Raw genomic sequence first — 24,791 nt, forward strand, 5'->3', positions numbered from 1 at the left:
TCTTAGCTGCTACGCAATAGTGAATCGGATGTTTTGTCCATTTCTTCGGCTGTGCTCATCATTTTGACTTGCATTTCAAATTGGCGCTGTAAATCGATCATCGCTGTCATTTCGCCGACTGCATTGACATTGCTGCCTTCAATGGCACCGGTTGTCAAAGAAACCGCAGCATCGGCTTGATAAGGTTGATTGAGGTCGATGTGGCGAAACAAACCGTTCGCATCTTTGTACAATGAACTGTCATCCGTCGTCACTAACTTGATGCGGCCAGCAATTTCCATCGCATCGGCAGGCGCCCCTTGTGGTAAGACAGAAATCGTACCATCTTTACCAATTTCGACTTTGCTCAATGGAATAGGTAGATTAATCGGCGCATCATTGTCACCGACAATTAAATGGCCACTGGCATTGGTTAACAAACCGTTTTGATCAATTTGTAAATTGCCATTACGTGTCAAACCTTCTTGGCCACTGCTGTCGAGAACCGAAATCCAGCCTCGTCCTTGAATGGTCACATCAAGGTCGCGACCTGTGGTGATGACACTGCCTTGACGAAAGTTATAGCCTGGACGCTCAGTCATACTAAAGACACGCGATGGTAACCCTTCACCATAAGCCGGCATCGCTCTCGCTTGAGCTAAATCCGCTCTAAACCCTGTCGTGCTGACATTGGCTAAGTTATTGGCACGAGTTTGCAAAGCTTGCATATTTTGCTTTGCGCCACTCATCGCTAGGTACAGTGCTCGATCCATGGTGATCCTCCTATCTCTCTCAATAGGAGTTAAGCAATTATGATGCCATAAAATTAATCAATATAAATCAGTAGGTTAAATTATAAGGTGGCAATATTTTCACAAGCGGCAAGCCGGGGCGGCAAAAGGTGAGTAGCATTTGCCCCTTATTCAGAAATAAATAAGACAGTCTCTGCCATGAGACTTAGAAACGAAACAATGAACGGGGCATCACTGCCCCGCCCTGTATTATCGGATTTGTAGGATGTTTTGTTGCAGTTGGTTGTGCACTTCAAGCGCACGAGAGTTGGCTTGGAAATTACGTTGCGCTGAGATAAGATCGACTAACTCTTGCGTCATATCAATATTAGACTGCTCTAAGGTGCCACTGTTGATAGTACCAAAAGAGCCTTTATTTGACTCACCCCAGATCTTATCACCAGAGTTATTGGTCGAGTTCCACTGAGTACTGCCTTTTTTATCTAAGCCTTGCTCATTGGGAACGCGCACAAGACCAACACGTCCTAAAGTGATGTTTTCACCATTTGAGTAAGTCCCATAAACACTGCCTTTTTCATCAAAATCAACTTTGGTCAAAAAGCCAGTGGTGGCGCCATCTTCATCAAACTTAGTTAACTCAAACGGTGCAGCAAACTGCGTGGCGCCGCTGACATCCAGGTTGAGGACCTGCTCGGTATCACCGCCATTGAGATTAACCGGATTTGGGTTATCAGCTCCGCCCAGTGACTGTGTCAAAACGGGTTGATTATTGTTAATACTGGCCAGCGTACCATCATTATTAAATCGCATTGTGTGGCCAACTTGCCCTGTGGCATTGGTCGCATCACCGCCGGCAATGTTGAGGGCTTTCTCACCTTCAGCATCGGTCACGGTATAATAGACTTGCCAAGTATTAGGCTGGTTTTGATCTTTCAGATAATATGTCGATAGTTTGTAAGACTGCCCCATAGAGTCATAAATCGTTGATGACGTGGAACGGTTATAGGTATCCGGGTCTGAAAAATCAAATTGCAATGGATCTTTGGTTTCGCCATTGGCCGGTAAGTTGACACCTACGGTGACGTTGCCTGTTTGTTTAGGCTTACCAAATTCTGAAGGAATATGAAGCGGTTTCGGCTCATAAGACGTCACTTCACCGGTTAAGGAATCGACATCATACCCGAGCAAAAACTCATCATTTGCTGTCACCATGTAATTGTCTTTGTCTAGGTGAAACGCCCCGTTTCGAGTTAGCTCATTTTGGTTAGGCACCAACCTGTCTTTCGCGACGGCAAAAAACCCCGTGCCCGCGACTCTCAAATCCATCGGGTTGTTAGTATAGATACTTGAGCCTTCATGAAATTGTTGCGCAATTTGATTGGGCTGAACACCGCTTCCGGGCGTGGTTTTTGAGTTAGTAAACAAGGAGTTTGAATAAACATCACCAAACTCAGCTCGCGATTCTTTAAAGCCAAAAGTGTTGGCGTTCGCGATGTTGTTACTCGTCGTGTTTAAGTCTAATTGAGCAGCGGATAAGCCGCTAAGTGATACGTATGACATTATAATTCTCCTAAATCTGGCAAGCGTTACGCCTTACCGACTTCCAGTACTTCCGCAAGTTTGACTGGCGAATCAAAACCAGCCAGATTGAGCATGACATTGCCGTCACCTTTACCGAGCAACACGCTATTTACATTGGCATAACTCGACACAGAAAAATTGGTTGCTTTGCCGTCTAGCATTCCTGAGGCTTCCACGTTGTATTTACCAGCCGGCAATGGGTTGCCTTTATCGTCATTGCCATCCCAAATCACCTTAGAATCGCCTGCAGGCTTAGCGCCGACATCAAATGTACGCACCAGTTGTCCTGCTGCGTCTTTTACCCGAATGATGACGTTATCTACCGCATTAGGCAGCTTAACCATGGATGACATTGGTGCATTGTCGCCTTTCATACCACTCGCGCCCGGGACAAGTACATCGCGACCGACAAGGGAAGAAGCTTGTAGAGCCTGGTTAGAGGTCATCGAAGAGTTGAGACTTTCAAACTGAGAGTTCATTTTCCCAATCCCATCGACGGTGGCAAATGACGCCATCTGGGCAATCATTTGATCATTACTGACCGGTTTAAAAGGATCTTGCTGAGAAAGCTGTTTGGTCAATAAAGACAAAAAGTCTTCTTGTTTTAGGTCCTGCTTTCCGGTTGTTTCATCCGTTTTTTTGTCTTGTAACGCTTTAAGCTGGTCAATATAGGACAAGCCGCTTTGACCGACATTATTGACTCCCGCCATAACGATTTCTCCTTAATTATTGACCCATCTGTAGCGTACGCAGCAACATTTGTTTACTGGCATCCGCGACTTGGACATTGGTTTGGTAAGAACGCGAGGCCGAAATCATATTCGCCATCTCTTCCATTACGTTCACATTCGGTTTGTAAATATACCCATCTTGATTGGCCATCGGGTGTTCTGGATTGTATTCAGCCACCAAAGGTTTATTGCTTTCAACCACCCCCATGACTTTCACTGGGACGGTATCACCGCGATCCCCTAACGCTTGATTAAGCTCAGCACCGAATACTGCGTGACGTGCACGATAAGTCTCTTTCGCTGAACTACTGATGCTGTCTGCGTTAGCAAGGTTACTCGAAGTTGTGTTTAGGCGAACGGATTCTGCGCTCATCGCCGAGCCGGCAACATTAAATACGTTAAATAAGCTCATCGACACTACTCCCCTTTGATCGCTTTGGTTAAGCCTTTAAATTTACCGCCAAGAAAGTCAAGTGAGGCTTGATGTCGGATTTGATTTTGCATGAATAAGTTACGCTCCATGTCAAGGTCAACCGTATTGCCATCACCGGTATCTGGCTGAGAAGGGATGCGGTAGAGTTTGTCCCCTTCTAGCGTTGTAGTGGCAGAAATATGCCGTCCATCCGTCTCTGCTAAGTGCAGGCTTCTACCCGACGTTGCCGCTTGTAATTCTTTAGCAAAATCCAAGCCACGTGCTTTATACCCCGGGGTATTCGCTTGAGCAATATTGGTCGAAATAACCTCTGCATTACGCTCGCGGACACCAACTGTGTACTGATGAACTCCCAAAGCATTATCAAATGAAATGGCCATGTTATTTCCCCGGAGGTAAGTTGACGGATTGATGGTTATTTAATTAGCAAACTTTATGCCAAACTGGAAAATCTTGTATCAAAAATTCATTTTTTTGATGTACTCAATGTCGGTCAGCAAAACAAGAGGGATTACGACCCCGCTAGATCTCACCCATTAACCCTCTTTTGATGTGAAATAATGACGCCACAAGCGATAATCTTTCTACTTGTGTACAAACACAATAAACGCCATCGTAAAAATATCAATCACACTGGAAACAAAAAAGCTCAGTGACAGCACTGAGCTTTATAGATGACAACCTGTCATCTTCACGACAAATGAGAGTAAATAATGCTACTTTAGCTTATAAATAATTCCCGGATTACAGCGAACCATTTCAAAGCGTTCAGTCAACCCGGTTAGGGATTCAGAAGCCCCTAGCAGTAAGTAGCCACCAGGATTCAAACTCATCGCCATTTGATTAAGTACTTTCGCCTTCATTTCAGGTGAAAAGTAAATCAGTACATTGCGACAAAAAATAATGTCAAACTTGCCCAATAGACCATAGCTTTCCATTAAGTTCTGTGGTCTAAAGTTAACCATGCGTTTCACATTGTCTTTGACGCGCATCTTGCCGTTACCCGCCTCTTCAAAAAAGACTCGACGGCGCTCTGGTGATAGCCCACGACCAAGTGCAAGGTTGTCGTATTCACCTGCTCGGCAATGATCCAGCATAGTTGGAGAAATGTCTGTCGCGGTGATAGACACTGAGGTAAACAATCCCGGCTTTTTCTGTTGCGCCTCAATCGCTGTCATGGCAATTGAGTAAGGCTCTTGGCCTGAGGAACTCGCAGCAGACCAAATTTTCACTGGCCGTTTACTCGCTCCAACCTCAGGCAAAATTTTCTCGGCCAAAACCGTAAAAGGATACGTATCGCGAAACCAAAGTGTTTCATTGGTCGTCATAGCATCAACAGCCGCTAACCTCAACTCGCGATTGCGACCAACAATGACATCCTTGAGTAACCCCGACAAGTCCGAGCAATGAAACTTATTCACCAAGGGTGTTAAGCGACTTCTTACTAAATATTGCTTACTGTCACCTAGAACAATCCCACATTGTGCTTCTAGGAAACGGCAAAAGTCTCGGTATTCATTATCATTTATCGTTATTGTTGTCATTTAATACTCTTTTATTGAATAGTTAGCGCTGACTTAACGGCATTACCCAACTCATCAGGGTTGAACTTGGCAATAAATGAATTCGCCCCAACGCGTTCGACCATCGCTTGATTAAACACTCCGCTCAACGATGAATGCAAAATAACATAAAGATCTTTAAGCTCAGCGTGGCGGCGAATTTCTGCTGTCAGGGTATAGCCGTCCATTTCTGGCATCTCAATATCGGAAATGACCAAGCAAATTTGATCGTGAATGTTGCCTTCTTTCGTCATTTCAACCAAAGCTTCATAAGCTTCTCGGCCGTCTTTAACGGCAATGACATCAAAACCAATTGAGGTAATGGCTCGCTCCACTTGCTTACGTGCTACCGTTGAATCGTCTGCGATAAGAATGCGTCTTACAAATTGTTTTTCTTGCTCTGCCGCAGCCAGATCTTCGCCAATCGAACTGTCCATGGTTTCATCGACGGGTGCAATCTCTGCCAGGATTTTCTCAACATCAAGGATTTCAACCAACTCGTTATCGATGTTAGTGACAGCCGTAAGATAATTTGCTTTACCGGCCCCTTCTGGCGGCGGCAAAATTTCTTCCCAGCGCATGTTAATGATGCGCTCAACGGAGCTGACCAAAAACGCCTGAATACTGCGGTTAAACTCAGCGATAACGACAAAACACTTTTCGATATCCGTTGTCGCCCGGCCACCAACTGCCAAACTCAAATCAATTACGGAGACCGTCTGACCGCGAATATGAGCAATTCCTTTAACAAAAGGATGCAGATTGGGCATAATTGTGAGTCGAGGACACTGTAATACTTCTTTAACCTTAAAAACGTTAATACCGTAACGTTGACGACCCATTAGACGAAAGGTCAAAAGCTCCAATCGGTTTTGGCCGACTAATTGAGTCCGTTGATTGACAGAATCAAGAATCCCCGTCATAAGTTTTACTCCGTTTCAAACTTTTTTGCTCAAAGGTGTTACCCTAAATTTAGCCAAAACTACAAAAGAGGCGCGTAATGGCAAAGTCTTATTTTCATTTTTTTGATACACACTGTAAATGTAGAGTGTTTATAGCCAGATTTGTTAAGTTTATCGGCTTTTTTCTCTTTTTGTTGAGTTTTTTCACTCACGCTGCCAGCGATAGACAAATCGAACGCACCCGCTTAGCGGCAGAGGAGTATATCCTCGCCAATATGACTAAGCCTAAAGGAGCAGAACTCAAGGTACAAGCGGCAGACCTTGACCCGCGTTTAAAAATGACGGATTGTCCCATACCCCTTACCACCAGTGCTAACAATACTAACAGTAATCGAAGTAATATAAATGTGTTAGTTGAGTGCGAATCAGACAATTGGCGCGTGTATGTCCCGGTAAAAATTGAGCTAGCATTGCCCATGGTAACCGCGCTTCGCCCACTCGCAAAAGGCGTTATTATATCGCCATCTGATGTCACGGTGTCGATGATTACTTTGCAACATTTTAGGCGCCAGGGCTATAGCCAACTCAATAACGTCACTGGCGCTAAGGTAAAACGTTTGATTCGCTTGGGCGATGTCGTTGAAAGAAATGATATTTGTGTTGTCTGTCGCAATGAAAAAGTGACCATCATTGCTGCCAAAGGTGGGATGTCTATCACAACTCAAGGAACCGCCCTACAAGATGGTGGAGAAGGCGAGCAAGTGAGAGTGAAAAACGACAAATCCCAACGTATAATCCAAGCGCGAGTCACTGCCGTTGGTGAGGTTTCTGTTGCTTTTTAACTAAGTTTCACCCTCTTTTAAAGCTCACTTGACCTACAAAGCCCAAAGTGCGGTAGAATGAATCAATATATTCGATCAAAATATTAAAGAAACCTCAATGATGGTCGATAATATAGCCACTGAGAGAAATGTCATCCTGGTGAGAGTGAGAGAGAGATATGGCAGGCATTGATAATGTGCGCTCAAATCAGTTAAGTACTGCAACGCAACGCGGTAACAGTAAAACTGAAATTAGCAGCACTGCAACACAAAATGATAGTAAAACAACCGCAACGGGCTCCGGACAAGATTCCGTATCCTTGAGCCAGCAAAGCAAAGCGCTTAATCAAATGCAACAAGATTTGTCGTCACAACCTGCGTTTGACAAAGCTAAGGTAGCTTCTATCAAAGAAGCGATCGCTAACGGCTCATACAAGGTTGATCCTGACAAGCTAGCGAGCAATATTTTAAAATTTGAAAGTGAGCTTTCAACGCAGTAACGCTTGGCGGTAAAAACGAGATAAGGAGTGAGTGATGGTTGCTTTAGTGGATTTAGTTCAATTTCAACTCGACAGTGCCAACGAGCTCGAGCAAGTACTGAGCGATGAAACCCAGGCGATCACTCAGCGAATTTCCTCCCAAATAGAGTCCGTTGCACTAAAGAAAAATGAATTGGTTGAACGATTAAAAATCACCGATCAACGCATCGCGGCTCACCCAGATGTTACCAAACTCTCGGACGATGACAATTTGTCTGCCAAAGTCAGTGATATCCAAGCGATTATCACCCGTTGCCAAGAAATTAACCTAGTGAACGGTGAGGCTTTAGCTCGAGCTGAGATGAGTTTTCGCAAGTTAAATAATTTATTGCAAGAAACCAATCGCAAAGCGGGCATGACTTATAACGCTGGCGGAAAAACCCAATCTATTTCGACATTAGGCACAAATATCAAAGCCTAAAGTTGGTTTCTTTACCGCACTCATCAATGTAAAAAAACAAAAGCGCGAAAATAAGATCGCGCTTTTGCTTGTTGCGAATATCACGAGGTCAATTTTTAAATTAGAAGATCGTTTCTTGCCTTGCATTGGGTACTGGTTGAACCTCACCGTAATCCCTTAAGGCAGACATTTTACGAATATCCAGTCTTAGTTCAGTAACATAGCTGTCGCCCACCGGATAGCTTCTCACCACTTCGGCACCACGAATAACACCATCAACCGCACCTGATGTGTTTTCTACCCCTAAACGTTGGTCTTGTAATTCTGCACGGCCGCTGATGCGCATACCATAAACTTGCTCAGCCAATTCACGATAAGCATCAATCTTGGACGCTCTCATCGCTCTAACACGCCTTTCCTCATCATTACGACCTTTTTGCTCACTGATGGTCGCATAGCCAACCGCGACCAAGGTATTATCATCTCTAATCGTCTGCAGCGGCTGACAGGCGGCTAACCACAAAACTGTGATTATCATTAATGCGCTTCTCATTTCACTTGCTCCTAAGGTCTCAAAATCACGGTGTAAGGCTGACGTATCGTAGGATCAGAACGTATGATAACACCGTCTTTTGTACGCATACTGTTCAGGGTATCTAAATCACGCCCAATGCGATCAGCGGGTAAGAACCCTTGAGCCGAGGCGACGACGATGCGCGTTTTTAAACCAACAACCCGAGCATTGACCAACACCCCACCCTCTTGGCGCAGCATCGTTCCAACTAACACATACTGAATATTTTGCTCGTGAGCCAACGATTTCCAATCGCGACTCAAAGCAAAATCACCCTCTTGAGTGACTTGGATATCGCCTGTCGTTTTGTAGTCCACAACTTGAAATCCGCGTCGTTGAAATTGATAAATAAAGCCTTCAGACACCGTATTTCCAAGCCAATTGGTCGCATCCATGTTTTGTACATCAACAAAGGAGGTCACTGCTAAAGGCGTTCTCGCTGAAACACTCGTGTTAGACAGAATCAACTCTTCAGTCAAGCTATCGACAAAGTAATTCATGGTATGCTGTGGGTTTTCTAACAACATAAATTGGCTTCCTGCGTATTGTTGCTTTCCATTGTAAATTGGCGCATACGCACAGGCAGTCAGGAATAAGACTGGTATCAACACGAGCCACTTTTTCATCGGTTTGTCTCCAGATAATTCGTCATCTACTGTTACACTAGTCACAAAGCATTGAGTAAATGGAACAGTCTTTGCTTTCACATTGAATGATGAACGTTCACCATCCTTTTTTTGCCGTTATAGCCGTGAATGATTCTAACGAAGCAAAAATTATACCCAGATTGGTTAATAGACATGAAAAAATGGATTAAACAAATAAGCGCATTGATTTTAATCGGCTTTTACACTGCTAATGCACAGGCGGCTTGGTACCAAGTCACCGGAGAATCGGCAATTGTTAGTTCAGAAAACCAAGCGCGGCAACACGCTCTTGAAGATGCCGTCTACAAAGCGGTGGAGTTTTCAGGCGCCGATATTGGTAGCTTAAGCAACTTATGGCCTTTTCTCGAGGCAGCTCAAACCGAATACCAATTTACTAACCACGAAGTTCGCTATATTGCGATTGATAAGATCAGTAAAAACGGCAATAAAATTTATGTCACGGCCAGAGTGGATATTTATCCATCGGCAAGAGCTTGCCACAATCAACAGTACAAAAAGACAATACTACTGGGCGATCTCAGGCTTTTATCACCTCAGCAAGCCGTGATGGGTCAGATTTATCAACTGGGTGAGGACTACACCAAAATTGTCGAGCGTCAAATTGACAAACAATCTCACAGCTTTGTGTCCGTTGGTGTTACGCCATATAAATTTGGCCTTGACGACCCTGCTCGTATACAAATGTTGGCGCAAGATACCGGAGCTCAGTATTTAGTTGGCGGCAATATCATTGATTTGACGGCCACAATTGGTAACTCATTTAGCGATGAAGACACCATTAATCGTCAATTTGCAATGGATTTATCTATTTTTGATGGCAGTACTGGTCATCAAGTCTTTAACAAGATCTATCGAGATATTGGTGTTTGGCCTTTTCCTAAAACCAGTCAAGTCGATACCCAAAGTGCCCGCTTTTGGCACTCAACCTATGGCGAGATGATGCTACGTGTCAGCCGAAATGTGATGTTAGATCTGGAAAACGAATTGGCTTGTAAAGTCACTTTACCCGAAGTGGCGGCCAAATTTGGTGAAACGATCAGTATGGATCTGGGACGCATTCACGGCGTCAAAAAAGGCGATCAACTCAAACTTTGGCACACCGCCTCTTTTATTGATCAAAAAGGGATTTCAAGGCCAAAAGTTATCGAAAGCGACGTGACGTTAACCGTGGCACGTGTGTATGAAACCGGTGCGGATCTTACCGTAGATCAACCCGACCTCGCCTCAAGTGTTCAAATTGGCGATGTGATGCACAAGATACTGAAAAATCAGTAGTAATTCAAAAGCCCTATTGGACTTTTAAAGTCAATTCGTTAGAATATTGGCAAGCTCCCGTGGCACAGCTGGATAGCGCGGCCCCCTCCTAAGGGGTAGGTCACAGGTTCGAATCCTGTCGGGAGCGCCATTTAATAATAAAAAGGCTTAGCTGATTTTTATCGCTAAGCCTTTTTGGTTTGGAGCGCGTTATCTGATCTTTGTGACAAAGCCAAATCGAAAACGGCGCAGTAAGAAGCTCATCAAAGCGTTTGCCCTGATACAACACCTTTGATAAAGACGCTAACGCAATGCATAACGAGAAACGAGGGTTTGCTTAATCACATCGAGTTTATTGACGGCTTCAATCACTGACGGATCACATACCACTGGGTTAACATACACACGTATAAAATAACGCACGCTTTGATACTGATCTAATTTTTCACCACACAAGGCGATATCGTGGCATTCATAGTCGCTATTCGCGGTTTTAGTTAATAACTTAACCTTTGTTTTATCCAAATCTTTCAATGAGTTATCACTCATTACATCAATAAAAAAATCTTCTTTATCAATGTACTGGGTCAAATATTGGCTAAAGTCGTCTTTCAATTGCGTGACAAACCCTTTGTTCACTTGGGAATGTACGGTGCAATTTGGCTGGTAAGCTTTTGCTTCGTAAAGTTTTTTCCAAGGCGCACGATACAAAATATTGTCTATAATATCTTTTGCTTTAGGGTCGCGTTTAATCAGTTGTGACAAGGTATGTTTGATAAAAAATTCGTCCGAGTTATCGAGATAAAAACGTTCAAGCGAGCGTAAATTATTGGCAAAATGACCACTTTTAAACTGATACATGGCCGCGAATAAATGATCATCGTCGCTCTTAGCCGTTAACTTATTACAGACTTTGGTCAACATCGATGAAAATGCTCGATTGGTTTTATGGTAATACACTTGACTGAATAAACTAGAGCGCGAGAAAATAAACTCAGATATGGAATCAAGACCACTTTCTTTATAAGCCAAATATACCTGTTTGCCTTTCACAACAGGGACAATCGACATCATGATTCTCTCAATATTATAGATACCGCACTTGACGCCAGAAAAATAACTGTCGCGCAGTAAATAGTCCATCCGGTCCGAGTCAATAGGACAAGAGGAAATTAAAGAGGTAAACAAGGGCTGAATATCATACTGCTCGTCGCCAATGACATCATTAATGACACCACCTTTAAAACTTGACTCAATTAATTTAATAATATTATCCACTTCAATATTTACCTGTAGATCAGAAAATATCTTTTTGATAAAAATCAGTGAAATATGCTCGTGTTCAACCCCTTTACTGTCATCAATTAACGAATATATGTCTGAAAATTCAGGACCAAGGGCATCTTTAAGTTGTGTAGCACTCAACAAAAATGAGTCAAATTGATGAGACATCGGGCCGTGGCCAATATCGTGCAGCAATGCGGCCAACCTTAACTCTTGCACCCGTGCAAAAGATATTTTTTCTATCTGAGTAAACAATAATTTATCGTTGTATTTAGAATCATAGCGGTATGAGTTAATAACCAAATGGCGATACATTTGATACGCAACGTGCATGACACCAAGCGAATGTTCAAACCGGCTATGCTGGGAAGAAGGGAAGACTTTATATAAAAAAGAGTTCTGCTTCACACTGCGCAACCGTTGAAATAACGGATGACTGATCACCTGCCTTTCAATATCGGTAATCATAATTGTGCCGTGAATTGGGTCTAAAATCTTACCGCTCAAATTCACATCAAAATGCATCTAATCTCTCCAAAAGAACAGGACATAACAGCCTTGGCGCTTGGCTTTGGTCATTGTCACACTCGGATACGAGCTAAACAAGAGTTCGATAGACATTTATCAATAAAATGAAACCTTTCCCGGTATCAATCACACACTGCACGGCTAGTTTTCCAAGGTAAAGATGGGTCAATGCATCACTGTGCGATTTGATTTTGTGATCTTTATTCACTACTTTAATTATTTGGAAGATAACGTCGTCGCAAAGCATCGTGAGCAAATTCAATGACCAATAAACTCCTCTACACCACCACGGCAGTCTCTGTGATGGCAGCTGTTGCCTCCATCATTTACTCTTCGGTCTCAGCTAAAAGCAGCCTTACCGAGCCGGTCGACACAACTCAAGCGGTCCAACATGCCAATTGGGCAGACAATGTCACGATTACGCTTCAAGGCTCAGACAATACCTTTCGCTTTCAATCGAATGGTATTCCCAGTCATGGATTTGCCGAAAAGTATTTAATTCCGACTAACCCTCAAAATCAACCTTTTGCCAATAAACCCGCAGAATTTTTTAATGTTGTTGAATCAGGCAGTTATTTTACAGAAACCCCCATTGATACACGCATTACCACCAAACCGGTTTATTCAAACTCTGTCACCCAAACCTCATTAGGTCAGATAGGAGTGGCGTTAAGTGGCGCACAAATTTTCAATGATTATGAAAACCCAGATCGCTCTGTAGTGGCTAAAGACGATCAAGTGATTCACGATCACGTTCCTTTTCTGGATGAGTGTAATGGCCATACACTGGTCGATGGGTCAAATTATCACTACCACGGTATACCAGTCTGTATTGCTGAAGCGGCCGAGCAAGACGGAGAGCACTCAATTATGATCGGGGTATTACAAGATGGTTTCCCAGTATACAGCAATCAAGATGTCGGAGGCGTAATTGTGAAAAGTCATGATCTTGATGAATGCAGTGGCCATTTTGGACCCACCCCAGAATTTCCCGAGGGCATCTATCACTATCATTTAACCGCCGATGAAGCCCCATACATGGTTGATTGTTACCATGGTGAAGTAGAGAGTAAACTGGCTCACCCACAAGGTGGCGGCCCTAATTTCGCAGACATTGCCGAGCAACTTGGCGTCAGTGAAGAAGCGCTGAAAAACGCGCTAGGCGATACCATGCCACCCGACTTTTCAGCCGCTGCTCAAGCGCTCAATATCGACAAGAGTGACTTAGTCAATGCCATGCCACCACCTCCGGGTCAATAAATGGAAAAGTTCGCCTATTTCATTCTCGGGGCGAGCCTCTCGCTCCTGCTAATCAATGTATTATCGATGACAGATAGCCCCATCGCAGGGGCGGACAATAATACTGGCTCTTATCAAAATACACGCAGCATTAAAGGCATGGAGGTGAGCCATCAGCACCCGCCAAGAGAAGTGTCATCACAAAGCCCAATTCCCAGTGTCAGCCATTTGATGTTTCCCGATGTTATGGATGGCTTTAATGTACAAATTTTAACTCGCCACTTTACGTTTACTCCAGCATCAATCAATCAAGCGCCAAACAATAACCAAGGGCACGCTCATATTTATGTCAATGACGTCAAAATTGCTCGTGTTTATAGCTCTTGGTTTCACTTGCCAAGATCGTTGTTTAAAACAGGAGACAACGTTGTCAAAGTGACATTGAATGCCAATGATCATGGAGAATGGTCAATCAATGGAAACCCCATAAGTTCGGTGGTTAAAGTTGTCATTCCCGCCCCCAAATCTCGGTAACGGATGGCCAAGCAATCAGATTTGAGTAGAGTTCACTGCTAACCCATTCACTATCAGATCATATCCAATGTCAGTAATAAACGCGGCTGATCATTGTTCATGGCTGGAGAGCGATGCACGATTCCCTTAGCTTCGTTACCTTCCCAACCACTGCCTTTTAATAAAGCGATATCGCCAGGTGTGACCTTTTTAATCACTTCGGCAGATGAATACAACCCAGATTCACTGTCGGTCAGACCAGCACTCCCCGACCCTAATTTATCTCGATTGACATCCTGATTCGCAAGCCACTCTGTCGCCGTACCAACATAAGTGGTGACCAAACGACACGGTACGTGGTCAACATGAAATTTAGGACACATCGGCTTGTCTAATTTGGTGAGCCTCAGTCCGACCTCCTCAAGGTCAAACAGACAACAAAACATATCGACAACGAGCGCAATGTCTTCACCTAGCGGCTTGGCGCATGGGTGCTCAGATAACCGATTCTCAATCCATTGTGCCGCATTATCTGGCGTGACCGTTTGTACTAAAGCCAAGGTGCTTGTATTGCGTAGCATGGTCTCAATGTTATCGACTAAACTCTGGTCTAGCTTTCGTTGCCATAGCGCGATATTGTGTTCACATTGGTAGATGTTAGCCAATACATTGGGCGCCGTATCGATGGCATAAGACAACGGCTTTTCGGTATCGTCCAGTTCCGAGTCAAGTAAATGAACAGTAGACATGGTTACGCCTCCCACTCCGTAAACGGGTCAGCAAGGTGTTGCCAACTCTTTGGCCCCAAAGCGGCCTGCTCTTCACTGATCAAGCAATCATCTAGCGCTTTGATCATGGCAAGTTTATCCAAATTTTGCCCTATGAATACCAACTCTTGGCGTCGGTCACCAAAGGGTTCAAGCCAGGTTTTTTCAATCGACGCGAGATACTCTGGATCACTCGGCCACTGTGACTTGGGCGTCGCTTGCCAAAACATACCGCCATAGCCATAACGAGCCATTCCACCGGCCTGACTCCACTGACCGGCAAAATCAGGCCGAGTCGCCAACCAAAAATACCCTTTTGAGCGAAGCAAGGTGCCAAATTGTTCGAGGTTATGCAAAAAGTGATAAAACTTTTCAGGATCAAATGGACGACGAGCTTGATAACTAAAACTGCTGATGCCGTATTCTTCCGTTTCCGGTACGTGTTCGCCGCGCAACTCTTTGAGCCAACCTGGAGACTGCTGGGCTTTGTCAAAGTCAAATAACCCGGTGTTTAATACTTGTGAAATATCCACGCGACCATCGCGAATCACAATAATGTTAGCCGTTGTATTTAGCGTTTTCAGTACCCCTTGTAGATGTGCTAATGACTCTGGCGAGACGAGATCGCTTTTGCTGATCAGGATAACATCGGCGAATTCAACTTGGTCGACTAACAGATCAGTCACACTGCGCTCATCCTCTTCACCGAGGTGTTGTTCGGTGGCTTGTAAGTCTTCAGCTTGCTGGTAGTCACGCATAAAATTTAACGCATCAACAACGGTTACCATAGTATCGAGTCGGGCAATGTCCGATAAGGAATGACCGTTTTCATCCTGAAAGGTAAAAGTCTCTGCGACAGGCAAAGGTTCAGAAATGCCTGTTGATTCAATCACAATATGGTCAAATCGACCTTCTTTGGCTAACGCTTGGATCTCGACCAATAAATCTTCTCGCAAGGTACAGCAGATACAACCATTACTCATTTCAACCAATTTTTCTTGTTGATGACTAAGCGAAACCTCATTCTTAATGGTTGAAGAATCGATATTGATGTCACTCATATCGTTGACAATCACGGCGACCTTTCGATTTTGACGATTAGTGAGAATATGCCTTAAAACCGTTGTTTTTCCTGCGCCGAGAAAGCCAGAGAGAACCGTAACGGGGAGCGGAGATGTTGGATGAATACTCATAAAGGTTTAACACTACTCAATTGAGGGATTACCTTGGTTTTAGTGTTAAAGCGAAATACCGCTAATACCAAATGCCCAAGCCAGATATAGGTATGTTATAACATAACAAAAGGAAGCTCAATCAGATCTTATCAAGGCCGTCGGATGACCTAGTGCATAAAGTGAGGGCGAATAAGTGACTTAGACAGAGTAGCAGTGAAATATACCAATTCAATTAACAGGCCATTTTTGCGCTACTTGTGAGCCAAAAGTGGATCAAATTGGTATACTTATATCAGATTGATAACTTGCACCACGGTGAGTGTTTCACGACTCACGATGAGGGTTACAATGGTAGAGCAGCGCGACTTAACCTATCGTGAATCGCATTCCATTCCTCACCTGTCGGTGGCTGCTCTAACCAAATTTCGTCTACTTTCAATTTATCTGCTTTGGCTAAATAGCGATACAGTTTATTGCCGTACTCCTGAGCATCAAGCGGCATGGCTAAGCTGTGTACATTGGCTTCTTCAGCAAAAGCGGTGGTATGCAATACCGCGTAAGTCAAAGAGCGATCACGTTGCTCTAGTGACTGGGAGAGGCTCCCCACTAAACGCAATAGGGTTTGAGGTTGGTAGTGACTTCCTACATTACCTGGTACCGCCACATTGTGGCTCTCAGGGTAAGTAACGGGTTTACCAAGACATTCACTCAATTGATGTGCGGTAATCGGGCCCGCTCTAAGCACTTGAATCGCCTCAGACGTAAGATCAACAATCGTCGATTCCAAACCGAACAGACAATCCCCGCCATCCACTACCGCTTCAATACGACCATCAAGCCCATCTAGAACCTGATCGGCATTGGTGGGGCTGAGCTGTTTATACAAGTTCGCTGACGGCGCCGCGACGGCCAGGCGATGTTTTTGTAATAACGACAACATGACAGGATGAGAAGGAATACGCACTGCAACGGTTTCCAGGCCGCCAGTCACCACAGAATTGCAAGACGTCGATTTTTTCAACAACAAGGTTAACGGCCCGGGCCAAAAGGTTTTGGCTAGCGTTAAGGCATCTTCTGAAACACTCTCCACCCACTCAGATAGCTGTGCAATATCCCCAATATGCACAATGAGAGGGTGATTAGCCGGCCTTCCTTTGGCTGCAAAAATCCCTTTGACAGCATCGGGCTGGGTTGCATCGGCAGCCAAACCGTAAACTGTCTCAGTAGGAAGCGCCACTCGTTTACCTTGCTGGAGTAATTGAGCCGCTGTTTGTAAATCTTGGCGGCTAGTGGCCGCCAACTTTAGAGTGTTCAACAAAAAATCTCCGTAACTACTTTAATTGCCAATGCTTATTGTGATAACGCCAAACTTGGTGGTCTTCGTCGATTTGATAAAGAAACAACCATTGATTATCAGCCAGTGCTGCGACATCCGCGTGGCGAGCAAGAATGGCTTCAATTGCCGATTTAGGCGCTTGAATAAACGCATTTAATCGCACGGGTTGATGACGGTATTTTTCTCCGTCATGCACCGACTGATGTGATAAGCCAATACGCAAATCCCCACCATTGCCCTCGAAAACACCAATGCGCCCACCCACGACGTTATGCAGCAACTTGTTGCCACTACCGTATTTGTCAGGCATGGTCACTGAAGCATAATACTGCAGGTTTATCCAGTTCATTACCAACAAAGGTGCTGTCATGATCTTTTCAAGCTGGCTAAACTCTGGATCTTGGCTGACATGATATTCATGTAAAAACGCACGTCCAGAAAAATCGATATTTTTTGTCAAATGCCTCGGAGCAATAAACACACCAGCGTTATTACACAGCCCCCATTCCGGACGCATTTGAGCCCAGTTTGTCGCTCTGTGCTTGAAAAACCTCACCATTTCTTCTGGTGAAGGCTCATCGATATCGGCAAATTGTTTTGATCGATTTTTACGTGCCAATTGCGATGCGTTGTCGATATCTGCTAACCACGCGGCTTGATTTGGCGCTTCAAACACATCGATATCGTCGGTAGTGGTATTGTGTAAAGCCGCATAAAATACCGTTTGCTCAGGGACTAACACCCCAAACTCCGCCATTTTCTCACGCACAGCTTTATCATTGAGTAAAGCCGCCAGTACTTTGACATTGACCTCTCCGGTTTGACCACCACACGCACCACAATCAAGCCCTGAAGCAGTGTGATTGTTACACGTTTGGCTACCGTGGCCTGTCAGCAAAATCACCTTAGCTAGACGCTGACTAATGCCTATCGCCTTTAAAATACCTGCCCCTAGCTCCGCTTTTTCTGCTACGGTTAGAGCAATATCATGTCGCTCAAGTTGCCAGCGCTGGTTTTTACGCGCTTCTTTATTCACTGGGTTATCGGTTCCTTGCTCTAACACAGCGCGCTTAAACAGGCTGACCAATTTAAGTAGCCCTCCCGCTTCTACCATGCCTAAATTGGATGCCGGCTTTTCAAAACTATTTTGCCAGCCCAAATGGGTCATACGAAACCAACGTTCAGGCTGAACACGCGTGGATTTAGCAACAAAGTTCGGCGCGAGTAGCCCTGGTAATTGTGGTCGAGTAACGTTGCCATCTTGTGTTTGATAAGAAACAGGTACCCCAAAAAAGCCGGCGAAGCCCAAGGTTTCAAACCCTTGTTTCTGGGCCTCAATCGCTCGTCTCATCGGCTCAGAGCGTACGTCGATACAAAAGATCGCCTGTAATTCAGGGAGCTCGGACAAAGGCTCTATCGAGGTTTGCTTGATCTTCGTCACCCAATCGTCTTGAATGCTGATTTCCAACGCACATTGCCATACCCAAAGTGGTTCAAGTACCTGCTTAGCACTGCTCACTAAGCTCTCTAATTGCATCGATTGATGCTTGATGCGTTGGCGAATTTTCAACGCCGCTTCCGTATTGTTTTTGAGTAGCCAGTGCATGAGTACGGTATCCCATGCCAACAAAATAGCCACTAAGCCCAGCGCATGTGGTTCATCTGTGGTTTTTTGTTCCAATCCAGATTGCCAATCAAGCCAAGCTTGCCAACCGGCCCACCCCGATAACTGATTAAGAGAGCCGCGAGTAAACGTCAACGCGCCTTGTTCGTCATACCATACGTCTTGCCATTGATGTTCGACATGCTCAAACAAAGCTGACAAAGTTTTGGGTAATCGGTTGAAGTAATCCAATAGATCGACCCCAAGTAAGGTTTTAATCCCTTTGTCTAGACACACCACCTCCAACCAACTTTGATAAAGGTGCTGACCGCTCTTGCCTCCTTCGGCATCAAATCGCTCAGGGTATTGATGATAAAGAGCGATAAACTGACTCACTTGCTGAATAATTTCTTGCTCCCAGCTGTGTCCTTGTTCCGAAGGCACCATGTCATCCATCAACATCGCCAAGGTTTTCCATCGACCAATGTCGCCAAGCTCACCACGAATAACAGCGACTAAGTCCTGCTCATCCAAAGGCGATTGGCATTGGCGTTTCGCTTCCATCAAATGGTGGGGCTGGATTTGCGCTTGCCAATGCGCTCGATAGTAAGAGACCGGCATCAACCCGTGAAACCCTGTCAGTACCGCTTGTTGTGCAAAAGTATCGTCAATGGTTTGATGTCGCTGAGGCCACCAAGGGTTAACCGCGATAGAGCGATCTAAAGGCCAGGCAGGGGCAATCAAAGACGCCGCTTGAGTGGCAACCGATTGAAATGTTCGAGGCTTGCTCTTATTGTCTGTTATAGTCTTGATATTCATTATTATTTTACCTCTGATTTTGATTGCCACTGAGCGCTCTGCATTTGAATTAATGTACTACTCGGCCATAAGCGCAGTGTGATCCGCGTTGCCCACTCATCTAAGTAGGCTCCGGCGTTAAGCCAGATAAATAATTTTTTAACCCAAGGATGATGTGGCCAATATTGAAGAGCGATGGACAACACAAACAAAATTTCAAACAACACAGCAATAAACAAATCGGCATACAGGTTTAATGGCGCATCCAAGCCCATCAAAGGTGCCAAGTTATGCTTAGCCAGTGTGTATAAGGTCAGTAACAAAGCTGACAACCCCAATGACATTGCGATACTGATTGCCCTAGCTTTGACCGGCGCCTGATGAGCAATACTTGGCAGTATTAGCGCGGCTAAAGCAAACCAAACCAGCATGGTTGCTGCAGCACTGGTCATGACACTAAACAGCACTTGCCCCACGATTAACACCAATGCCGACAGTGCCAATGCCCACCCCCAATGACGAATTGACGGCTTCACTTTACCGGCCAGCTTTGCCGCCAGATAATGATTGACCGTATTGCCGCTGTTTAAGAAGGAATACGCCTTGTAAAACGAGTGAGCAAACAAGTGCAACAACGCCATCTCATAAAGCCCTAATGCCACTTCAACTAACATCAGTCCCATTTGAGAGCTGGTAGACCAAGCCAATTTAACCTTGATGCTGATCCGAGTTGTGCTGATCAATCCAGCAACAACAGTACTGACTCCCGCAAGGATGATCACTAACCAGGAGGCCAATGCACTGGCCGCCAAAATAGGGGCAAAAAACAATAACAAGATACCACCGAGGTTAACGATCCCTGCATGTAACAAAGCAGAAACCGGGGTGGGTGCTTCGACCACCTGAATCAACCAGCCATGAGCAGGCAGTTGAGCACACTTGATCATGGCAACCACCGCCAATAACGTCGCCGCAATCGACACACTGATGCTCGGACCTTGAGTCGCGGCCAAATGCACAATGTCATGAATGGAGAAGGTATCAAACTGGTGATAGAGAAAAACAAATGCAATGGCAAGCAGCCCTTCACTAAAACGGGCGAGAAGAAACTTTTTGTGAGCAGCAAGCTGTGCACGTGGCCTTAATGGGTAAAATAAAATCAACCGATGTAAGCAAAGGCTTACCGCCACCCAAGCTAACCAAAACACCACCAAGTGGTTACTGATGATCACCAAAACAACGGAGCCCATGGTCATCAGTAAAGCCTGTAAAAAGCGGCGACGGTCTGACTCTCCGGCGAATGCAACCCAGCTGTAACGCAAAATGGTCGCGCCAAGGATCGCAATAAGTCCCAATAAGCTGTATTTCAAAGGGGTTAAGAGAAATAGAGAAAGCATGACAAATCTCACACATTAAAACGTAATGTCTATTGTGCGACTTTACTTTCATTAAGTAAAATATATTATAAATAACTAAACGTTCACTTTTAAAGAACTCATGGACAGACTCAATTACCATCACCTTTTTTATTTTTGGCAAGTCGCCAAGAAAGGTAACCTCACCCATACTGCTCAAGAGCTACACATCTCGCAATCGGCATTGTCTGCGCAAATAAAGCAGTTAGAACAATCATTTAACGTTCAACTTTTTGAACGCAAAGGACGAAACTTACAGTTGACTGAAAGTGGTTATCACGCCTTGAGTTACGCTGAAGATATTTTTAGAAATGGTGAAGAGCTCACCACCTTATTGACCAGTGGTAAAGCCCTGCCCGGTGCCACGTTAAGAATCGGTATTCTTTCTACTCTATCGAGAAACTTTACTGAGCAATTTATACAACCCCTCATCAATCAAAGTGATTGTCGTTACACCTTGCAATCCATGAGTCAAGCCGGGCTACTCAATGCACTAAACGAACTGCAACTCGACATTGCACTGACTACGATTGCCGTGAGTGGCTCACACAAACCGCATTGGCAAACACGAGTACTCGCCAGACAAGCGGTTTCCATTATTGGACCACCAGGCTTGCCTTTAAATACTTCCCTAGATGACAGTTATCAAAATCAACGCTGGGTACTCCCCTACGGTGAGAGTGCACTGCGCAGTGCGTTTGACGCCCTGTCAGCACAATATAATTTGCAGCCAGAAATTGTCGCCGAATCCGATGACATGGCCATGCTGCGATTGTTGGCACGAGATACCCAGGCGCTAGCGGTAATGCCGGAAGTAGTGGTCAAAGATGAGCTCGATAATCATCAATTAAGCAGCTATGTGCAACTGCCAAGTGTCTACGAGAGTTTTTATGCCGTTACCGTGAAGCGAAAAATGGTTCACCCTAAGCTCGACATTTTGTTTCGCCCATTGACACCATGATCTCAATAAAAACTATGAGCTCAATAAATACGTATTTCAATGATAACTAGTGGAATTAAGCAAAATGCAACTCCCGGCTTTACATGCGTTGCAAATTAAAAACACTGTTAGATGATCGGCAAATTGAGTACACACACCTGTGATTTTACAGCTTGAAAATTATAACCTCCTCACAATAATTCGTTTATTTCAAATGAATGTCCTTCTGTCTGTCACATTTAAACTATGTTTATTTAAGTACGACTTAAAGCAATCAGAAATTAAGCAAACGATTGTCTATTACATCGACTGACTAAATAGTTAGCAACAATACTCTCATTTGCCCATATAAAGAGGAAAGGTTATATCTATGAAAATGCTCATTGTTATTTCAACCGTTGTGGTGTCTGTTTTCACCACCGCCCCAACTTGGGCAAACTCAACCAATGACTATATTCAACATGCCAAATCTGTTGTTAAAAAAGCATCATCGACCCAATTCCCTCCTTTTACATTGCCCAATACTCCTCAAGCGGCGAAAAATAAAACCGTTATTTTTGTCACTTCAGATCTAAAAAACAATGGTGTTTTAGGGGTTGTGAAAGGGTTTATGGAAGCGAGCAGAGCAATAGGGTGGAAAACGCGGATTATCGACGGTGCTGGCACCTTTGACGGCCAATACTCAGCGCTTGAGCAAGCCATCAGCTTAAATCCAGACGGCATCGTAGTTGGTGGCTTTAACCCGGATAAAATGGAAACATTATTAAAAAAATCCCACACCGCAGGCATCAAAACCGTCGCTTGGCACGCGAGCCCAGACCCTGGCCCCATGCCAAAGTATTATATTTCAACCAACATCACCAGCTCCTCAGATGACGTAGCAAAAGTCTCGGCCATGTACGCCATCGCCGATTCAAATGGTCGCGCCAATGTGGTCATCTTAACCGACAGTGCTTATAAAATTGCAATTCACAAAGCCAAAGTGATGGAAGACTATATTAAAAAATGTCGGAGCTGTAAGGTTTTGAATTATATCGATGAACCACTCGCCAAAACGTCAAGTCGCATTCCCAAGCTCACCTATAACCTCATACAAGATTTCAAAGGCCAATATGGGTACACACTTGCCATAAACGATCTCTATTTCGACTATATGGCCCCAACGTTACACTCTTTGGGCAAAAATCAAACCAATGCACCAAAAAATATCTCTGCTGGCGATGGTAGTCAGTCAGCTTTTGAACGAATTCGCAATAAAGATTTTCAGGTTGCGACCGTGGCCGAACCGCTCAACTTGCACGGCTGGCAAACCATTGATGAACTCAATCGGCTGTTTAATAAAAAACCGATCAGTAATTACGTCACCCCCGTACATCTCGTAACGCCTGATAATATCGATGAAGCCGGTGGTGATAGAAATACTTATGATCCGGACAATGGTTATAGAGAATTTTATTCTGACGCTTGGAATCAGTAATCCTCTTACCGATAGAGCAATGGTTACAGCACCCAATTGATTGAATGAGAGACAAATGAAAAGGGACAACTTCAGGTTGTCCCTTTTGTCCGTATATGGGCACTCAGTCGTTGTCGTAAGCTAACTCTGAAGCACCTTCGGGGGTGTGATCAATCTGTTTTTCGAACGCTTTAAGACGTTTGTAGATCGACATCAATTCGACAATGGTGGTCCATGAGTTAACCAAGTATTGAAAGGAGTTCTCAACTTGATTAAACGCATTGAGGATACGCTGCATAACACCTAATGTGAATGCACCTGCCACAATAGACGGTGCCAATACAATCAAGGGGATAAATGCACCGACTTGCAAATAGCCATAGCGCACTATATTAAAATACACATAGTGAAGATAAAGCTTAAAATAACTTTGACGTACATTCGAAAACAAATCTTTAAGCGTTGGTGGTTGGGCGCGGTCAGCGAAATCTTCACCGTACACCAATTCTTTACGGTAAGCAGCTTCCACTTTTTGATTGTTAAACTCAAGCCCTGGTAGCTTTATGCCTGAAAGTGCCAATAACGTGGTACCAAAAATAGACCAAATGATCGCCACAAACACCAATGCTTGTGGTACCTCGCCAAAAATAGGGACCTCTTTAACGTAACCTGATAACCCCCATAAAATAGGCAAAAACGCAATCAGTGTCATCACTGAGTTGAGAAAGCTCACCCCAAGTCCCTCAACAATGGAAGCGAAACGCATGGTATCTTCTTGAATACGCTGAGAAGCCCCTTCGATGTGTCTAACCTTATGCCACATTTTGGTGTAGTACTCTGTCATTGCCGTGCGCCAGCGGAAAACGAAGTGGCTGACAAAAAAGCTATTGAGTACTGACACAGTAATAGCCACCATTAAAATAACCGCCACCGATGACAATTCATGATAAAACTGCTCGATGGTAATACTGTCAGGTTTAGACAATGCCGTTTGAATGAGGTTGTAAAAATCACCGTACCACTCATTGAGCATGACGTTCACTTCGACCAAAAACCAAGTAATAAATACGATTAAGGCCGAGCCAAGCACCGACCACTTCGCCCACTTTTGCCCGCCGACTTTGATCCAAAACAGACAAAATGCGGCATAACAAAACAACATGTATTGATACTGCCAAGCGTTAATCGCTTGCGTGCTCAGCGATTCAAACTCCGCTTTCATCGGCTCACTTGCATCGGGTAATAAGGGCGCTGGAAAGTCAATATTAACCCAATGTGCCAGACTCAATTGTTGGCCGAGATCATTGATACCGCAATACCAACTCACGACACATAAAATAGACCACAGGGAAAAACTAAGAAAAAACCATTTCGGTTTTGGAAAAAATGAGTCAAACACGAACCGCGTCCTCTTTATCGTTAAAATCAGTGAGTCGGTGACAAGATCAAGAAACATCGCCACCGAACACGACTACCCTTTGTCACCTTCCTTGGTGGCTCGTCTATTCGACCATATAAGGCCTTGAAAATTCAATAGCCAT

General features: G+C 44.4%; 24 protein-coding genes and 1 tRNA gene. 9 read left to right on the top strand and 16 right to left on the bottom strand.

All coding sequences use genetic code 11. The features are described from left to right. Positions 1-2 precede the first annotated feature (2 nt). The 7 genes from flgF to AB0763_RS09685 all read right to left on the bottom strand — a co-directional run bounded on the left by flgF (position 3) and on the right by AB0763_RS09685 (position 5,961). Complete coding sequence (flgF, locus tag AB0763_RS09655; protein WP_306100889.1) at positions 3-752, bottom strand: flagellar basal-body rod protein FlgF; 750 nt, start codon at positions 750-752, stop codon at positions 3-5. 228 nt (positions 753-980) lie between these two features. Continuing rightward, a complete protein-coding gene (gene flgE, locus AB0763_RS09660; RefSeq protein ID WP_306100888.1) occupies positions 981-2,291 on the bottom strand; it encodes a flagellar hook protein FlgE in 1,311 nt (436 codons plus the stop codon). Between the two features lie 26 nt (positions 2,292-2,317). Next, positions 2,318-3,022: a flagellar hook assembly protein FlgD gene (gene flgD, locus AB0763_RS09665; protein WP_306100887.1), complete on the bottom strand. Its 705-nt coding sequence runs from the start codon at positions 3,020-3,022 to the stop codon at positions 2,318-2,320. Positions 3,023-3,038: 16 nt separating this feature from the next. Then, positions 3,039-3,455, bottom strand: coding sequence for a flagellar basal body rod protein FlgC (flgC, locus tag AB0763_RS09670; RefSeq protein WP_306100886.1), 417 nt, complete (start codon positions 3,453-3,455; stop codon positions 3,039-3,041). Between the two features lie 5 nt (positions 3,456-3,460). After that, a complete protein-coding gene (flgB, locus tag AB0763_RS09675) occupies positions 3,461-3,856 on the bottom strand; it encodes a flagellar basal body rod protein FlgB (protein ID WP_306100885.1) in 396 nt (131 codons plus the stop codon). 336 nt (positions 3,857-4,192) lie between these two features. Continuing rightward, the gene (locus tag AB0763_RS09680; RefSeq protein ID WP_306100884.1) at positions 4,193-5,020 is read right to left on the bottom strand and encodes a protein-glutamate O-methyltransferase CheR; all 828 of its coding nucleotides are present in this window, start codon (positions 5,018-5,020) and stop codon (positions 4,193-4,195) included. 11 nt (positions 5,021-5,031) lie between these two features. Continuing rightward, positions 5,032-5,961: a chemotaxis protein CheV gene (locus tag AB0763_RS09685; protein WP_306100883.1), complete on the bottom strand. Its 930-nt coding sequence runs from the start codon at positions 5,959-5,961 to the stop codon at positions 5,032-5,034. A 77-nt stretch (positions 5,962-6,038) separates the two neighbouring features. On the opposite strand from AB0763_RS09685, the gene flgA reads away from it, so the two are divergent. The 3 genes from flgA (at position 6,039) to AB0763_RS09700 (ending at position 7,721) form a co-directional block, all read left to right on the top strand. Continuing rightward, the gene (gene flgA / locus AB0763_RS09690; protein WP_306100882.1) at positions 6,039-6,782 is read left to right on the top strand and encodes a flagellar basal body P-ring formation chaperone FlgA; all 744 of its coding nucleotides are present in this window, start codon (positions 6,039-6,041) and stop codon (positions 6,780-6,782) included. A 158-nt stretch (positions 6,783-6,940) separates the two neighbouring features. Next, a complete protein-coding gene (gene flgM, locus AB0763_RS09695; protein ID WP_306100881.1) occupies positions 6,941-7,261 on the top strand; it encodes a flagellar biosynthesis anti-sigma factor FlgM in 321 nt (106 codons plus the stop codon). Between the two features lie 34 nt (positions 7,262-7,295). Further along, on the top strand, positions 7,296-7,721 hold the full coding sequence (locus AB0763_RS09700; RefSeq protein ID WP_306100880.1) for a flagella synthesis protein FlgN: 426 nt from the start codon (positions 7,296-7,298) through the stop codon (positions 7,719-7,721). Between the two features lie 100 nt (positions 7,722-7,821). Here the strand turns inward: AB0763_RS09700 and flgP are convergent, their stop codons facing one another. Then, positions 7,822-8,253 (bottom strand): flagellar assembly lipoprotein FlgP, encoded by a 432-nt coding sequence (flgP, locus tag AB0763_RS09705; RefSeq protein ID WP_306100879.1) that lies wholly within the window; start codon positions 8,251-8,253, stop codon positions 7,822-7,824. An 11-nt stretch (positions 8,254-8,264) separates the two neighbouring features. Beyond that, complete coding sequence (locus AB0763_RS09710) at positions 8,265-8,900, bottom strand: FlgO family outer membrane protein (RefSeq protein WP_306100878.1); 636 nt, start codon at positions 8,898-8,900, stop codon at positions 8,265-8,267. 174 nt (positions 8,901-9,074) lie between these two features. Here AB0763_RS09710 and AB0763_RS09715 point away from each other — a divergent pair, with 174 nt between their 5' ends. Next, on the top strand, positions 9,075-10,217 hold the full coding sequence (locus tag AB0763_RS09715; protein ID WP_306100877.1) for a flagellar assembly protein FlgT: 1,143 nt from the start codon (positions 9,075-9,077) through the stop codon (positions 10,215-10,217). 53 nt (positions 10,218-10,270) lie between these two features. Continuing rightward, positions 10,271-10,347, top strand: a tRNA-Arg gene (locus AB0763_RS09720). Between the two features lie 152 nt (positions 10,348-10,499). Here the strand turns inward: AB0763_RS09720 and AB0763_RS09725 are convergent. After that, on the bottom strand, positions 10,500-12,005 hold the full coding sequence (locus tag AB0763_RS09725) for an HD domain-containing protein (RefSeq protein ID WP_306100876.1): 1,506 nt from the start codon (positions 12,003-12,005) through the stop codon (positions 10,500-10,502). A gap of 264 nt (positions 12,006-12,269) precedes the next feature. On the opposite strand from AB0763_RS09725, the gene AB0763_RS09730 reads away from it, so the two are divergent. Both AB0763_RS09730 and AB0763_RS09735 read left to right on the top strand, forming a co-directional pair. Beyond that, the gene (locus tag AB0763_RS09730; protein ID WP_306100875.1) at positions 12,270-13,268 is read left to right on the top strand and encodes a YHYH protein; all 999 of its coding nucleotides are present in this window, start codon (positions 12,270-12,272) and stop codon (positions 13,266-13,268) included. A 66-nt stretch (positions 13,269-13,334) separates the two neighbouring features. After that, positions 13,335-13,781 (top strand): hypothetical protein, encoded by a 447-nt coding sequence (locus AB0763_RS09735; protein WP_306100874.1) that lies wholly within the window; start codon positions 13,335-13,337, stop codon positions 13,779-13,781. Positions 13,782-13,834: 53 nt separating this feature from the next. Here AB0763_RS09735 and AB0763_RS09740 read toward each other — a convergent pair whose 3' ends face one another. The 5 genes from AB0763_RS09740 to AB0763_RS09760 form a co-directional block, all read right to left on the bottom strand. Next, the gene (locus AB0763_RS09740) at positions 13,835-14,509 is read right to left on the bottom strand and encodes a DUF1826 domain-containing protein (RefSeq protein WP_306100873.1); all 675 of its coding nucleotides are present in this window, start codon (positions 14,507-14,509) and stop codon (positions 13,835-13,837) included. 2 nt (positions 14,510-14,511) lie between these two features. Further along, entirely contained in the window at positions 14,512-15,720 is a 1,209-nt protein-coding gene (gene zigA, locus AB0763_RS09745; RefSeq protein ID WP_306100872.1) for a zinc metallochaperone GTPase ZigA, read from the bottom strand. Positions 15,721-16,045: 325 nt separating this feature from the next. Then, positions 16,046-17,017, bottom strand: coding sequence for an L-threonylcarbamoyladenylate synthase (locus tag AB0763_RS09750; protein WP_306100923.1), 972 nt, complete (start codon positions 17,015-17,017; stop codon positions 16,046-16,048). Between the two features lie 16 nt (positions 17,018-17,033). Beyond that, positions 17,034-19,460 (bottom strand): DUF2309 domain-containing protein, encoded by a 2,427-nt coding sequence (locus tag AB0763_RS09755; protein ID WP_306100871.1) that lies wholly within the window; start codon positions 19,458-19,460, stop codon positions 17,034-17,036. Positions 19,461-19,462: 2 nt separating this feature from the next. Then, positions 19,463-20,836 (bottom strand): NADH-quinone oxidoreductase subunit L, encoded by a 1,374-nt coding sequence (locus tag AB0763_RS09760; RefSeq protein WP_306100870.1) that lies wholly within the window; start codon positions 20,834-20,836, stop codon positions 19,463-19,465. A gap of 100 nt (positions 20,837-20,936) precedes the next feature. Between AB0763_RS09760 and AB0763_RS09765 the strand changes: the two genes are divergently transcribed. Together AB0763_RS09765 and AB0763_RS09770 are read left to right on the top strand one after the other, a co-directional pair. Next, a complete protein-coding gene (locus tag AB0763_RS09765) occupies positions 20,937-21,815 on the top strand; it encodes a LysR family transcriptional regulator (protein ID WP_306100869.1) in 879 nt (292 codons plus the stop codon). A 349-nt stretch (positions 21,816-22,164) separates the two neighbouring features. Beyond that, the gene (locus AB0763_RS09770) at positions 22,165-23,271 is read left to right on the top strand and encodes a substrate-binding domain-containing protein (protein WP_306100868.1); all 1,107 of its coding nucleotides are present in this window, start codon (positions 22,165-22,167) and stop codon (positions 23,269-23,271) included. A gap of 103 nt (positions 23,272-23,374) precedes the next feature. On the opposite strand, the gene sbmA is transcribed toward AB0763_RS09770, so the two are convergent. Further along, positions 23,375-24,649 (bottom strand): peptide antibiotic transporter SbmA, encoded by a 1,275-nt coding sequence (sbmA, locus tag AB0763_RS09775; protein ID WP_306100867.1) that lies wholly within the window; start codon positions 24,647-24,649, stop codon positions 23,375-23,377. Positions 24,650-24,791: the final 142 nt, after the last annotated feature.

The sequence above is a fragment of the Vibrio sp. HB236076 genome, assembly GCF_040957575.1.
Classification (GTDB): Bacteria; Pseudomonadota; Gammaproteobacteria; order Enterobacterales; family Vibrionaceae; genus Vibrio.

What these genes read in the sequence shown, in the direction of transcription:
- flgF (WP_306100889.1), bottom strand. Translation starts at nt 752, where the DNA reads ATGGATCGAGCACTGTACCTAGCGATGAGTGGCGCAAAGCAAAATATG.
- flgE (WP_306100888.1), bottom strand. Translation starts at nt 2,291, where the DNA reads ATGTCATACGTATCACTTAGCGGCTTATCCGCTGCTCAATTAGACTTA.
- flgD (WP_306100887.1), bottom strand. Translation starts at nt 3,022, where the DNA reads ATGGCGGGAGTCAATAATGTCGGTCAAAGCGGCTTGTCCTATATTGAC.
- flgC (WP_306100886.1), bottom strand. Translation starts at nt 3,455, where the DNA reads ATGAGCTTATTTAACGTATTTAATGTTGCCGGCTCGGCGATGAGCGCA.
- flgB (WP_306100885.1), bottom strand. Translation starts at nt 3,856, where the DNA reads ATGGCCATTTCATTTGATAATGCTTTGGGAGTTCATCAGTACACAGTT.
- AB0763_RS09680 (WP_306100884.1), bottom strand. Translation starts at nt 5,020, where the DNA reads ATGACAACAATAACGATAAATGATAATGAATACCGAGACTTTTGCCGT.
- AB0763_RS09685 (WP_306100883.1), bottom strand. Translation starts at nt 5,961, where the DNA reads ATGACGGGGATTCTTGATTCTGTCAATCAACGGACTCAATTAGTCGGC.
- flgA (WP_306100882.1), top strand. Translation starts at nt 6,039, where the DNA reads ATGGCAAAGTCTTATTTTCATTTTTTTGATACACACTGTAAATGTAGA.
- flgM (WP_306100881.1), top strand. Translation starts at nt 6,941, where the DNA reads ATGGCAGGCATTGATAATGTGCGCTCAAATCAGTTAAGTACTGCAACG.
- AB0763_RS09700 (WP_306100880.1), top strand. Translation starts at nt 7,296, where the DNA reads ATGGTTGCTTTAGTGGATTTAGTTCAATTTCAACTCGACAGTGCCAAC.
- flgP (WP_306100879.1), bottom strand. Translation starts at nt 8,253, where the DNA reads ATGAGAAGCGCATTAATGATAATCACAGTTTTGTGGTTAGCCGCCTGT.
- AB0763_RS09710 (WP_306100878.1), bottom strand. Translation starts at nt 8,900, where the DNA reads ATGAAAAAGTGGCTCGTGTTGATACCAGTCTTATTCCTGACTGCCTGT.
- AB0763_RS09715 (WP_306100877.1), top strand. Translation starts at nt 9,075, where the DNA reads ATGAAAAAATGGATTAAACAAATAAGCGCATTGATTTTAATCGGCTTT.
- AB0763_RS09725 (WP_306100876.1), bottom strand. Translation starts at nt 12,005, where the DNA reads ATGCATTTTGATGTGAATTTGAGCGGTAAGATTTTAGACCCAATTCAC.
- AB0763_RS09730 (WP_306100875.1), top strand. Translation starts at nt 12,270, where the DNA reads ATGACCAATAAACTCCTCTACACCACCACGGCAGTCTCTGTGATGGCA.
- AB0763_RS09735 (WP_306100874.1), top strand. Translation starts at nt 13,335, where the DNA reads ATGACAGATAGCCCCATCGCAGGGGCGGACAATAATACTGGCTCTTAT.
- AB0763_RS09740 (WP_306100873.1), bottom strand. Translation starts at nt 14,509, where the DNA reads ATGTCTACTGTTCATTTACTTGACTCGGAACTGGACGATACCGAAAAG.
- zigA (WP_306100872.1), bottom strand. Translation starts at nt 15,720, where the DNA reads ATGAGTATTCATCCAACATCTCCGCTCCCCGTTACGGTTCTCTCTGGC.
- AB0763_RS09755 (WP_306100871.1), bottom strand. Translation starts at nt 19,460, where the DNA reads ATGAATATCAAGACTATAACAGACAATAAGAGCAAGCCTCGAACATTT.
- AB0763_RS09760 (WP_306100870.1), bottom strand. Translation starts at nt 20,836, where the DNA reads ATGCTTTCTCTATTTCTCTTAACCCCTTTGAAATACAGCTTATTGGGA.
- AB0763_RS09765 (WP_306100869.1), top strand. Translation starts at nt 20,937, where the DNA reads ATGGACAGACTCAATTACCATCACCTTTTTTATTTTTGGCAAGTCGCC.
- AB0763_RS09770 (WP_306100868.1), top strand. Translation starts at nt 22,165, where the DNA reads ATGAAAATGCTCATTGTTATTTCAACCGTTGTGGTGTCTGTTTTCACC.